At 45.6% G+C, this 12516-nt stretch carries 14 protein-coding genes; 7 read left to right on the top strand and 7 right to left on the bottom strand.

The window, feature by feature from the left end:
* Positions 1–11: 11 nt before the first annotated feature.
* Together ribF and murJ are read right to left on the bottom strand one after the other, a co-directional pair.
* Entirely contained in the window at positions 12–944 is a 933-nt protein-coding gene (gene ribF / locus IEW88_RS10100) for a bifunctional riboflavin kinase/FAD synthetase (protein WP_147904090.1), read from the bottom strand.
* A gap of 51 nt (positions 945–995) precedes the next feature.
* Complete coding sequence (gene murJ / locus IEW88_RS10095; RefSeq protein ID WP_147904089.1) at positions 996–2570, bottom strand: murein biosynthesis integral membrane protein MurJ; 1575 nt, start codon at positions 2568–2570, stop codon at positions 996–998.
* Positions 2571–2742: 172 nt separating this feature from the next.
* Between murJ and rpsT the strand changes: the two genes are divergently transcribed.
* Positions 2743–3018, top strand: coding sequence for a 30S ribosomal protein S20 (rpsT, locus tag IEW88_RS10090; protein ID WP_008900529.1), 276 nt, complete (start codon positions 2743–2745; stop codon positions 3016–3018).
* Positions 3019–3179: 161 nt separating this feature from the next.
* Here the strand turns inward: rpsT and IEW88_RS10085 are convergent, their stop codons facing one another.
* Complete coding sequence (locus tag IEW88_RS10085; protein WP_147904088.1) at positions 3180–3479, bottom strand: ArsR/SmtB family transcription factor; 300 nt, start codon at positions 3477–3479, stop codon at positions 3180–3182.
* A 239-nt stretch (positions 3480–3718) separates the two neighbouring features.
* On the opposite strand from IEW88_RS10085, the gene IEW88_RS10080 reads away from it, so the two are divergent.
* Positions 3719–5056, top strand: coding sequence for a M20/M25/M40 family metallo-hydrolase (locus IEW88_RS10080; RefSeq protein ID WP_147904087.1), 1338 nt, complete (start codon positions 3719–3721; stop codon positions 5054–5056).
* A gap of 29 nt (positions 5057–5085) precedes the next feature.
* A complete protein-coding gene (locus IEW88_RS10075; RefSeq protein ID WP_147904086.1) occupies positions 5086–5550 on the top strand; it encodes a hypothetical protein in 465 nt (154 codons plus the stop codon).
* A 14-nt stretch (positions 5551–5564) separates the two neighbouring features.
* Here the strand turns inward: IEW88_RS10075 and IEW88_RS10070 are convergent, their stop codons facing one another.
* Positions 5565–5924: a hypothetical protein gene (locus IEW88_RS10070; RefSeq protein ID WP_053425921.1), complete on the bottom strand. Its 360-nt coding sequence runs from the start codon at positions 5922–5924 to the stop codon at positions 5565–5567.
* Positions 5925–6151: 227 nt separating this feature from the next.
* On the opposite strand from IEW88_RS10070, the gene smrA reads away from it, so the two are divergent.
* Positions 6152–6730: a DNA endonuclease SmrA gene (gene smrA / locus IEW88_RS10065; RefSeq protein ID WP_147904085.1), complete on the top strand. Its 579-nt coding sequence runs from the start codon at positions 6152–6154 to the stop codon at positions 6728–6730.
* Between the two features lie 30 nt (positions 6731–6760).
* Here smrA and IEW88_RS10060 read toward each other — a convergent pair whose 3' ends face one another.
* The 3 genes from IEW88_RS10060 to IEW88_RS10050 form a co-directional block, all read right to left on the bottom strand.
* A complete protein-coding gene (locus tag IEW88_RS10060; protein ID WP_185148585.1) occupies positions 6761–6910 on the bottom strand; it encodes a hypothetical protein in 150 nt (49 codons plus the stop codon).
* A 187-nt stretch (positions 6911–7097) separates the two neighbouring features.
* Positions 7098–7862 (bottom strand): enoyl-CoA hydratase-related protein, encoded by a 765-nt coding sequence (locus IEW88_RS10055; protein ID WP_053425919.1) that lies wholly within the window; start codon positions 7860–7862, stop codon positions 7098–7100.
* On the bottom strand, positions 7862–8782 hold the full coding sequence (locus IEW88_RS10050) for a 2-hydroxyacid dehydrogenase (protein WP_147904084.1): 921 nt from the start codon (positions 8780–8782) through the stop codon (positions 7862–7864). Before IEW88_RS10050 ends, IEW88_RS10055 begins: the two co-directional genes overlap by 1 nt.
* 102 nt (positions 8783–8884) lie before the next feature.
* Between IEW88_RS10050 and IEW88_RS10045 the strand changes: the two genes are divergently transcribed.
* The 3 genes from IEW88_RS10045 to IEW88_RS10035 all read left to right on the top strand — a co-directional run bounded on the left by IEW88_RS10045 (position 8885) and on the right by IEW88_RS10035 (position 12465).
* Positions 8885–9688: a UDP-2,3-diacylglucosamine diphosphatase gene (locus IEW88_RS10045; protein ID WP_147904083.1), complete on the top strand. Its 804-nt coding sequence runs from the start codon at positions 8885–8887 to the stop codon at positions 9686–9688.
* Positions 9689–9866: 178 nt separating this feature from the next.
* Positions 9867–11573, top strand: coding sequence for a bifunctional ornithine lipid synthase OlsF (olsF, locus tag IEW88_RS10040; protein WP_053425916.1), 1707 nt, complete (start codon positions 9867–9869; stop codon positions 11571–11573).
* Positions 11574–11763: 190 nt separating this feature from the next.
* Positions 11764–12465: an OmpW/AlkL family protein gene (locus tag IEW88_RS10035; protein ID WP_147904082.1), complete on the top strand. Its 702-nt coding sequence runs from the start codon at positions 11764–11766 to the stop codon at positions 12463–12465.
* Positions 12466–12516 lie beyond the last annotated feature (51 nt).

The raw sequence follows: 12516 nt of genomic DNA, 5'->3' as shown, positions 1-12516 counted from the left end.
TTGCAAGTCGCTTAAGCGGGTGGCAAAGCAAAATAATCGCGCGCCTGCTGCGCATCTAAGGCAATTTGTTGTTGTAATTGCGCAAGGCCGTCAAAACGTCGCTCCGGCCTGATTTTCTGTTTTAAAATCACTTCAATCTGCTGGCCGTATAAGTCGCCGTTAAAATCAAAAAAATGTGCTTCAAGCTGCTCTTTTTTACCTTGTAGCGTCGGTCTGGAGCCTATATTGGCCACACCATGGTAAAGCCCCATTTGGGTCACAGCTTCAATGGCATACACACCATGCACAGGTAAATTCTTGCGGTAAAGCCAGACATTAGCCGTCGGAAAGCCAAGCTGACGCCCTACTTTCTGACCATGTCGCACCCGACCCATCAGTGAAAAAGGCCGGCCTAACATTTGGGCAGCCAGCTCCAGCTGATCGTGTTCCAGTGCCTGGCGAATTAACGTACTGCTGACCCGCTGATCGTTTTGTTTCAGACTGGCAGTGCTGCCCAAACCAAAACCGTGCTTCACTGCAGCCTGCTGTAACAACGCAAAATTACCGGCACGGTTTTTACCAAAACAAAAATCATCACCCACAATCAAATGCCTAACGCCGAGTTTATTCAGCAATAAATCCTGAATAAACTGCTCTGGCTGCTGACTGGCAAATTCACGGGTGAAAGGCACGCAGAGCATGCGATCCACCCCTTGTTGCGCCAACCAATGATATTTTTCCCGAAACCGGCATAAACGTGCTGGTGCACCTTCAGGGTTAAACAACTCCAGTGGCTGGGGTTCAAACACCATCACCACTGCAGGTAAATTTAACTCTGCCGCAATAGCTTTTAATTGCGTCAATACGGCCTGATGCCCCAGATGCACGCCATCAAAGTTGCCGATAGTTAAGACGCAGCCCTGATGTCTGGGTTGAATTGTATGTAAGCCGCGAATTAACTCCATCCGGTATTCTTACTCTGCTGCTTTCGAAAGTGCCCGATTATAACCGCATAATCATTTGCTTTCAGCATTTGTCTGGCGTTTAAAATCGTTCAAACGCACACCAAACACAAAAAGTAAAACAAAGTAGGCCACAATAGCAAAGCCAAAATAAGTCAACAGATGCAGCACCTGGCCTGATAAACCCAAAGCAATCCAGCCTGCCAGATCCGGCATGACATAAAATAAGCAGCCAGCCATCACAACAGCAGCAACAAAAGCTTTAGCAATAAACCAGCTGGTTTTGCTGCTGAAACTATAAATATCGCGCTGTTTTAAGCCACGATAGAGTAAATAAGCATTTAAAGTACCAGACATAGCCGTGGCTAATGCCAGACCAACATAACTTAAAAAAGGTGCCAGCATCAGGTTAAACACCATATTGGCCACCATAGCGATAATGGCAATTCGTACCGGCGTTTTTATATCCTGGCGCGCATAAAAAGCCGGTGCCAGCACTTTAATCAGCATTAGAGCCACTAAACCTGTGTTGTAAGCAATCAGACTGTGCGAAGTTTTAACGACGTCATCGGCGGTGAATTCACCACGCATAAAGACCGACGCAATAATAGGTTCTGCCAGTACTATTAACCCCATCATAGAAGGAATACCAAACAGGCAAATAAAACGTACAGCCCAATCCAGCGTGTATTTAAAGGCTGCTTCGCTCGCTGCTGCGTAATGACGGGATAAGCCAGGTAAAATCACAGTAGCAATAGCAATACCAAATAAACCTAAAGGAAACTCCAGCAGGCGGTCAGAGTAATACAACCAACTAACGGCACCTGTAACTAAAAAGGACGCGATAACAGCATCCAGTAATAGATTAATTTGACTGACAGACACCCCAAATAAGGCCGGGATCATTAAAGTGCGGATTTTCGTCACGTTTGGATCTTTCCAGCCCCAGCGTGGCATCACCAATAATCCGGCTTTGGCTAAAAACGGCAGTTGAAACAGAAACTGAATTAAACCACCTAAAAACACGCCCCAGGCAATAGCCTCAGCCGGGTTCTGCATTTGCGGTGCTAAATAAATAGCGGCCCCTATCATGGCAATATTCAAAAATACTGGCGTAAAAGCTGCGACTGCAAATTTGTTATAGGTATTAAGCACTGCGCCGGATAAAGCGACAAAAGTGATAAACCACAAATAAGGAAAGGTGATTTTCAACAGGAAACTGGCCTGCAGGTATTTATCCCCTTCAGGTGCGCCGTCTAAATAAGCACTAAACCAGCCGGCACCAAATAACATCATCAGTACAGGTGAGCCAATGACAGCCACTAAAGTGACGCCTGTTACAATTAAGCCCAAAGTACCGGCTGCTTTGGCGACAAGCTCACGCACCGCATCATCACCATGTTTTTCTTTTACTTCAGCCAGTACAGGCACAAAAGCTTGCGAAAATGCTCCTTCAGCAAATAAACGTCGTAAAAAATTAGGAATACGATTGGCCATAAAGAATACGTCGGCCATAGCGCCAGCACCCAATACGTTGGCGACAATCACATCCCGGACTAAGCCAAGTACCCGTGAAATAAGGGTCATAAAGCTTACGATCATGCCTGATTTTAATAATTTTCCTGACACAGACTGCTCCTGCAACGACATTTCTGCTATTTTCACCCGAGTCAGAATGGATTACCAGCGAAGGGCTAATTTTATTCTGTAATCTGTCAAGGAAACCATTTGACAAGGGCCTACAAAATAGGCATATTATGCGGCCTTTAAAGGTCCCGGTTTAGTTTTTAGGAGTGTTACCTTGGCTAACATTAAGTCTGCTAAGAAGCGCGCTATTCAATCAGAAAAGCGTCGTCAGCAAAACGCAAGTCAGCGCTCAATGATGCGTACTTTCATGAAGAAAACATACGCTGCAGTGTTAACTGCTGACTTAGCTGCTTCACAAGAAGCGTTCAAAAAGATGGTTCCAATTTTGGATCGTATGGCAGACAAAGGTCTGATCCATAAGAACAAAGCTGCCCGTCATAAGTCACGCTTAAATGCACACGTTAAAGCTTTAGCTACTAAAGCTGCTTAATTTCAGTAAGCTGTTGCTTGCAGCAGCATACTGTGACAGTGCATTAAAAAAACCACCGCAAGGTGGTTTTTTTATTTCTGGTTTCACAGCAGATGTTACTCTGTTTTAAGCACTTGAGTATTCGCTACCATCCCTGGCACTGAGAGCCGCAGAACTCTTTACTATTTCTTCTCACAATATAATTTGTGTAGTAAGCCAATTAAGGCGACAGCTTCTTCGCTCTGAATACGATAAAACACGGTTTGAGCTTCTTTGCGGGTTTTCACCAGTTTTTGTCGTCTGAGTACGGCTAAGTGCTGAGATAAAGCTGACTGACTTAAACCTAACTTGTCGTTCATCTCTGTGACTGATAACTCAGACTCCAGCAAATAACATAAAATCAACAAACGGCGTTCATTGGAAACCGCCTTCAACAGCTTGGCTGCCTGCGCCGAATTTTTCAGCATTTCTTCCAATTTCATTTTGTTGCTTCTTTTGATCTAAAAACTACATTATGCAGCCCTGGGCTCTACACAGGCAATACGATCTATTCTCATCTGTCGTATTTCGGACTGCACCTGACTCATCAGGGACCCACAAATGATGCAAAGGTTCACACAACGGACTCCCAGCCTTAGCTTTTTGTCGCAATCCAAAGATGAGAGCGGATATCAGCGTGCTACAGTGACTGCATGATTAGATTACAGGGTGCAAGACAAAGATGAAATTTTGGCAAACGATCATTTCAGGCGCATTATTCGCGCCGGCAGTGTGGGCTGCAACAGCTCCGGTTTCCGTGGATCAGGATTTAGCCTATAAACTGGTGGAGTCGTTAACAGTGGAAGTAGGCCCACGTATCGCAGGCAGCGAAGCGGATCGTCGCGCCGTCCAGTGGGCCGTAACTCATTTAAAGCAGCTGGGTTATGACAAAGTCTGGACGGAAGAGTTTGATATGCCGGGGTGGACCCGCGGTCAGGCGAGTCTTGAAGTAGTCTCCCCTTTCGCTCAGTCTTTTGTATTAACCTCCTTAGGTGGGTCCGTTGGAACTCCTGCGGCTGGTATTACTGCCTCCGTGGTGATGTTCGACAGTATTGAAGCCTTAGAAAAAGCCGATGCGGCAGCTGTTAAAGGTAAAATCGTCTTTATTAATAAACCAATGGCTAAAGACAAATCGGGCTCTTTTTATGGACAAGTCGTGGCCGCACGTTCCCGTGGCGCAGTGGAGGCAGCCAAGTTAGGTGCTGTCGCGATAGCGATTCGTTCTGTAGGCACCAGCACGAACAGATTTGCCCATACCGGCACTATGAAGTACGACGAAGCCATCCCTAAAATTCCCGCAGTAGCTATTTCTGTGCCTGATGCACAGAACCTGGAAAAAATGCTCAAACTTTCGCCAAACGTAGAATTAAAACTACAAATGGACAACCAACTACAGACTGCAACCAGCCATAACGTGATAGCAGAAATCACTGGCACTGAAAAACCTGAAGAAATAGTGCTGATCAGTGGCCATTTGGATTCGTGGGACCAGGGTACAGGTGCTTTGGATGATGGCGCAGGTGTGGCTTTAGCCATGGCAACAGGGGCTTTAATTAAGCAAAAAGGAAAACCGAAACGTACCATCCGGGTTGTACTTTATGGTAACGAAGAGGGCGGATTATTAGGAGCAAGAGCTTATGCCGCCAAACACTATAAAGATTTAGACAAACATATCCTAGCGGCAGAATCAGATTTTGGTGCAGGCAGGATCTGGCAAATTGAAAGCCGCTTTGGTGACAAAGCCTTGCCTTTTGCCAAAGAGCTGCAACAAAAACTGGCCCATCTGAACATTGCTTTAGGCGGCAATACCACTTATGGCGGACCTGACGTTTCTGTATTAGCTCAGGCAGGTGTACCAGTCGTAGCTTTATCACAGGATGGCACCGACTATTTTGACTATCACCACACTCCCAACGACACGTTAGACAAAATAGACCCGGATTCCTTAAAACAAAACTTGCAAGCCTGGCTTATCATGACCGAAACTGTCGCCAACAGCATAGTTAACTTACGTCACTAATGGCCAAACAAATTAAAAAGGCCTCGCTTTTGAGCGAGGCCGAAAAGCAAAAACTATTAAAAAAAGCGGGCAATAAAAAGCCTCTGACTCAACCACAGAACATAGCATCTTCAGCTCCGGAGCTGCGCACAGCGTCACGCTCAGCCAGTAAACGGGTCACTGAAGAGCAAGCTGCGACTTCCACTGCAACAATGCGTAACATTTGGCTGGGTTTGGCCCTGCTTGTGTTGGTCGTTTTTGTGATAGCGCCTAAACCTCAATTGCTCGAATACCATAGCGCAGGCTTAACAACTCAGAGTATTTATATGCCTGGTTGGTTTGGTGCCGAGGGCACTATTCTTGACACCAATCAACGTGCAGTATTGGCAGAAGATGAGCAGAGGTTGTATTTATGTTTTGCAGAACAAAGCAAAGAGCAGTGTGCCAAATACCAGTTACGTCAGCAGCAAGGATTTATCGCAGCAACGATGTTCTGGGTTTCATCAGGCCGCTGAGCCAAAGCTCTGATTTAAGAACGCCGGCGCCAACAAATACGGCACAACCAAAGCTGGATTCCTACAACCAGAAAAATCATGGCGGATGGATACAGCAAAAAACTTTGTGCATAATTAAACAATAAGACGCCGCTGGTCAGATAGATAAATGGCTGCAACTCATAACACCAGAAGGGCAACACGCCTTGTTCTTTAAATTTAATACCATATGGACTGCGACGCTTGTCCGTGCGTATAACCCAAACCACTGCTCCAACAAATATCAATACAACACCTGATAGAGCGGCAGTCCAGTGTGGTAACCAAAGTGCAGTTTGTGAGCCACTGATCACATAAAGATAAGGTAAAGTTTCATAAAGCCGCTCTGGGATCATGATGCTCTCCTTGCGAGAATGACAGTCACATTAAGCATAGCGCAAAGTTAAATAAACGTTAAAACATATCAATATTTGTGTCAATAAAAAGACTGGTGTACGGAGTCTCAACAAGTTTTTCTATTTTCTGTAAGCCCTATGAAAAACCTCAGGATCAATGCTGTGGCATCAAATTATTGGGGTATATAATAGGGTAATCCCGGTCAGCTGAAGGTGGAGTAGTACAAATGCATGACGAAGAGCTGGACTTGTTTTTACAGGAAATGGCTGGTGTAAAGCGCCTGAATGCGGATGCACTGGCCGATCTCAATGGCGAACATAACCCAAGTCTGGCACAACTGGCGCGTCGCAAAGCGGCAGAGCAGGAAATGGAATACGATCCTAATTACCTCTCGATGGAATATGTTGATCTGGTTGCGCCTGATGAGGTGATTGCCTACAAAAAAGATGGTGTGCAGGATGGGGTCTACAAGAATCTGCGGCTGGGTAAATATCAGATGGACGCGACTCTGAACCTATTGGGCAAAACCTTGGTGGAAGCACGTGCAGCATTGTTCAGTTTTATCGCCGATTGTCACCAACGTGGTATTCGGACTTTATTGATCCACCATGGCATGGGGCGCGACAGTAAACCTCATCCGGCAATTTTAAAAAGTTATTGCTTTAAATGGTTACCACAAATCCCGGAAGTACTGGCTTGCCATACGGCTTTAAAACCTCATGGCGGTTATGCGGCTACCTATGTGTTGTTGCAAAAAAATGCGGAACAAAAAAGGGAAAACCGGGAAAGGCATCAGAAAAAATAGCAAATACCCCCACCTGGTGGGGGCATTTGGTCAGTTCATTCCTTCGACCGACTGCTGTCCCTGTGAACTTTGAGTCACTTGTGTAGCTTCAGCCTTTGTTAAAAAAGCCGACAATGCCATTAATAACACCAAAATGGCGATTGCAGTAAAGCCAAAACCGCGACTGGACGCTTTACGCATACAAAACCTCAGACTAAAAAATATTGTTATTGTTCTTGCTTTTTTGTGGATCTTGGTTAATCCAAAATCAGTGTAGACAACTTGTTGTTTAGTTACAAGATTTACAATCATTTACAGTCGATTTTCTGATAAAGAAACAAGCAAAACAGCAAAATAGCTGCTACTTGTTTCTTTTTTGTGATGTTTTTTAACTTTTAGCGGCGAGTTTTTGCTGTAAAGCTGCAATAGCCTGACGAGCTGCGTCCTGCTGTAAACTGTAAAATTGTTGCTGATATTCAAACTCTACGGCCTGACTATGCTCTTTGCAGTGCACTAACTGACGCATAGAGCTTTTGGTTTGCCGCACTAACGCAGTAGGCACAGCGGCTAAATCAGCCGTCATTGCCAAAGCTCTTGGTAATAATTGATCAACAGCTAACACTTCTTTGACTAAACCATATTGCCAGGCTTGTTCAGCCGTTAATTTTTCACCGCAAAACAACATAGCCATTGCTTGTTGCCAACCTATTAATTGTGGTAGTAACCAGCCATGCCCTCCACCCGGGTGCAAAGCTAACTGAAAAAAGCGGCTATCAAACCAGGCTTCTTTGCTGGCTAAACGAATATCACAGACCATGGCAAGATTCATCCCCGCTCCAACAGCAGGGCCATTGACTAAAGCGATAGTCAGCAGTGGCGAATCGGCGACCTGACTAAAAGCCTGATACAACTGCTTGAGCTCCGTACCGTCACCATCCACTGCATGCTGCAATACAGCTAAATCAGCACCAGCACAAAAAGCACGCTCAGTGCCCATCACACACAAGACTTTGAGCTCATCATCCAAACTCAATTGATGCACAGCAGCTGCGATCTGTAAGGCGCTTTCAGGTGTGAGTAAATTACGTTTTTCGGCCGCAGTCAGGTGTAACAACGCAACATGCCCATATTTTTTAATGACAAAACTATCCATCAGTAGCCCCTTTCCCTGTCGACCAGATGCATTAAAGGTAGTCCATTTAACGTACGTTGATAATTTTCCACAATCTGATGAATAGCAGTATCGACATTGGTCACTGCAGAACAGTGCGGGGTAACTAGTACAGCCGGATGCTGCCAATATGGATCGGTAATGGGTAAAGGCTCTTCACGGAACACATCCAGACAAGCCGCCTGCAACTGGCCAGAATCCAAAGCAGATAACAAAGCAGCATCATCGACTATAGCGCCACGGGCGACGTTGATAAAAATTGCACCTTGTTTAAACGCAGCAAAAGATTCTGTATTTAAAAAGTTGCTCGTCTGGGCTGTCAGCGGTATTAAACAAATGACCACATCAGCATCAGCGACAGCCTGTTTAAAACCAAGTTCACCGCAAAAACAGTGAACACCTTCGAGCTGCTTTACACTGCGTGACCAGCCACTGACCAGATAACCCTGGTCTAAAAAATACTGCGCCGCCGCCTGTCCCAGTTCGCCTAAACCCAGCACACAAATATGCTTTAGTAAACGCGGACTTTTTGGTTTCCATAGTTGCTGTTGTTGCTGACGCTGAAATACATCCAGCTTAAGTTGATAATGCAGCACTATACCGGCCAGATAGTTGACCATAGAGGACGCCAACGCAGGGTCGACAATACGGCTTAGCGGCAAGTCAGGTAACGTCGGATCAGACACTATACTGTCGACACCGGCCCCAAAAGACTGCAGGCTTTTTAAATTGCTTAATGCGGCTAACGAGCCTTGCGGTTGCTTCCACACCACAGCCATCTGCACCAGTTCAGGTGCACTGTAATTGGGCCATTGCTGAATCAGCACACCGGGCAATACAGCATTCAGCTTTTCGATTAAAGAATCTAACTTACGATCGGGGATCACCAGGGCTATCGACATCAGTTCACCAAAGCTTCAAGTTTTCGTCATCTCTCTGACACGGGGTAACGTCATTCTACCCGAGCCTGAAGAACCAAGGCCAACAATTCGCAGGAGCTTTGTATGCTGCATTGTCGAACTATCTTCTTATCGGACATTCATTTAGGAAATAAAGATTGTCAGGCCACCTATCTGCTGAACTTCCTCAATCACACCAAAGCTGACACCATTTACCTGTTGGGCGATATCCTCGACTTGTGGGCTATGCAAAAACAAGTGTGCTGGAGCCCGGAACAAAATGCGGTGATCCAAAGCCTGCTGGCCAAAGCCGATCAGGGCACAGAAGTGATTTATATACCAGGTAATCATGATGAAGAATTCCGCCACTGGGCAGGTCGTCAGTTTGGCACCATCAAGCTGCAATTACGTGGTTGCCACACCACAGCTTTAGGGAAAAAGCTGCTGCTATTGCATGGCGATGAGTTTGATAAAGAAGTCAACTTTGGCCGTTTTCATGCCTGGCTGGGCGATAATTTATATGACTTTTTATTATTTTTAAACCGCTGGAGCAACCGCATTCGCCGGGCTTTAGGTGGACGTTATTTCAGTTTGGCTGCTTTTATTAAAAGCAAAGTACCAGGTGCTCAGCAAGCTATTGCTCGCTACCGTGATGCAGCTGTGGCTAAAGCCAAACGTTCAGGTTTTGATGGTGTGGTCTGTGGTCATATCCATCATCCGGAAATCAGCCTGCAGGATGGTATTATTTACTGCAACGATGGCGACTGGATTGATAACTGCACAGCCTTGATAGAGCAACAAGATGGTTCATTAACGCTGTATCACTGGACAGAACAAAGCCATACGCTGGCCGCCATGCCACTGGCAGTGCTTAGTGAAGAACAACCTGCTCAAAGCAAAGTGGCCTGAGCAGGTTTACCCTCTGCATTCTTGAAGCTACAGCGTTGTTCACCACAACGTCAGGCATCTTAGGACTATCCAGCCCACTCTGATTAAAACTTCTACAAAAAGCCATAAATCTGACGCATTTTTGTCATCTTCACCCCCTACTCTCTGTACATGCATAAGCCCTTACAGAGGTATAGCGATGATCAGTGTTGACCAAATGATGCAAACGCATCTGCCAAAACTCGAACAAAAACCCTGGTTAGCCAAACCGGTCAAAGGCGCCTTACGCCAACTGTTACACGAACAAGAATTTATTGCCTTCGCCAAACGTTATCCGCATTTGCAAGGCATTGAATTTGTAGAGCAGGTACTGAATTATTTTAATTTTGCCTATGCGGTACGTGACAATGAGATCGAACGTATTCCAAGCACAGGCCGGGTGGTAATTATTGCCAATCACCCTATAGGTTCGTTAGACGGATTAGCTTTGATTAAACTGGTACGGGATATCCGGCCTGATGTCAAAGTGATTGCCAACCAGTTATTAATGGCGGTTGAACCTCTGCACTCGCTATTGTTACCAGTGAATAATATGAGCGGCGGCACTGAACGCAGCCGTATCGATCGTATTAGTGATCATCTGGCAGCCGAAGGCGCATTAATTCTCTTCCCAGCCGGTGAAGTGTCGCGCTTAAAACCAAACGGTATTCGTGATGGCAAATGGCATGGTGGTTTTTTACGTTTTGCGATGAATGCCAAAGCGCCTATTTTGCCCATTTATATAGACGGTCGTAATTCTGCCATGTTTTATGGCGCTTCAATGATTTATAAACCGCTGGCGACCATGCTACTGGTGCAGGAGATGTTTAATCAGAAGCATAAAAACATCGCGATGCGGATTGGTGAACAAATCCCTTACGACAGTTTTGCTCATCTGCAATTAGAAACGCAGGCCAAAGTAAAACTCTTTAAAAAGCACTTGTATCGTCTTGCTAAAGACAAGTCGCCACTGTTTAAAACTCAAACCGCGATAGCCCATCCTGAAGATCGTATCTTATTAAAAAAGGCGGTGGAAGCTTGTCCGCTGCTTGGCGAAACCAGCGATGGTAAACAAATTTATTTATACCAGTATCAACAAAGCTCGCCTGTGCTGCGCGAAATTGGTCGCTTACGTGAAATTGCCTTTCGGGCCGTAGGTGAAGGCAGTGGTCAGCGCCGTGATATTGATCAGTACGATAGCTACTACGAGCAACTGATTTTATGGGACAAGGAGGATTTAGAAATAGTAGGAGCCTACCGTTTTGCTAACACAGCAAAAGTCATGGCAGAAAAAGGCCTGGCGGGTTTGTACACCGCCTCTTTGTTCCAATTTAACCCGGCTATGGCGCCTTACCTGGAGCAGGGCCTGGAGCTGGGTCGCAGCTTTGTACAGCCACGTTATTGGGGCAAACGTAGTCTGGATTATTTATGGTATGGCATTGGAGCTTACTTAAAACAAAACCCGGGTATTCGTTATTTATTTGGTGGCGTCAGTTTATCCAATAGCTACCCAAAAGCAGCACGGGATCTGATGGTGTATTTTTACAGCCTGTACTTCCGTTGTCCTGAACAAAGCGCAGTGCCTAATATTCCCTATGAATTACCCATGGATACCATGAGTCAATTGCAGCAACATTTTAGTGGCGATAGCTATAGCCAGGATTTTGTCCAGCTCAAACACTTGCTGGCTAATATGGGCGTGAGTATCCCGACTTTGTATAAACAATACAGTGAACTCACTGAACCAGGTGGTGTGCGCTTTTTGGCTTTTGGTGTAGACCCTGAGTTTGCCGACTGCGTGGATGGTCTGGTGCTGGTGGATATGACGAAGCTTAAAGACAATAAAAAAGCCCGCTACATCTCCTGATGCTGCCTGAAGAGCAGTCTGAGCCAAAGGCTTCAGGCTGCTTTTATCTCTCCCACCCTTTCTTTTTTGTTCTACATCAATAAAAGCCTTAAACATAATGAGGCTTTATAGCAACTATTGATCTGGGGCAAAGTTTCTCATATCTAAAAGCGCAGAATGACGCCAGTTTCTCAAGCTAAGGATCATTCTGATGAAAACAAGTTATAAAACAATAGCCTCTTTATTATTAGCCGTCTCTGCAGCTCCGGCTCTGGCAAACTGGTCAGTGAATGTTGGCGCTATCAGCGTCGCGCCAAAAGACTCAAGTGGTCACCTGAATGTTGTTGAAACTGTAGCTGGCTTACCAGCCAATTCGACTGAAGTATCAGTAAATACCAATACTCAACTGGGCATCACCATCGACTACCAACTGAATAAAAACTGGACTCTGGAGCTCATAGCAGCCACTCCGTTCAGTCACGATCTGAAGGTAAAAGGCTCAGCTATCGATGGTCTGGCGTTGGGCAGCACTAAACATTTACCCCCGACTTTATTAGCTCAGTACCATTTTGATCTGGGTGACAGCAGATTCGATCCTTTCGTCGGTTTAGGTCTGAATTACACCAACTTCTTTCAGGAAGATGTCTCGGGCGAGTTAGTTAGCACCTTACAGGCTTTAGAGGTCACAGATGCAAACGATAAAGTAGAACTGAAGCTAAAAGACTCCTGGGGGCTGGCAATGCAAGCAGGTGTGAATATGAAGCTGGCGGACAACTGGAGTGCTCATCTGATGCTGAGCAAAATGGATATAGATACGACTGGTCGTGTACTGGTAAACAACACCACTATTCAGTCTGTTGATGTCAGCATCGACCCTTATGTCTGGATGATTGGCGCTCGTTATTCTTTCTAAGTAAGCCACAGTCCTTCTGACCCGACAAGTTGCGAAGTCAGAAGGACGTCC

This window comes from Rheinheimera tangshanensis (assembly GCF_014645135.1).
In the GTDB taxonomy this organism is placed as follows: domain Bacteria; phylum Pseudomonadota; class Gammaproteobacteria; order Enterobacterales; family Alteromonadaceae; genus Pararheinheimera; species Pararheinheimera tangshanensis.
This window is presented reverse-complemented; position numbering and strand designations above follow the sequence as displayed.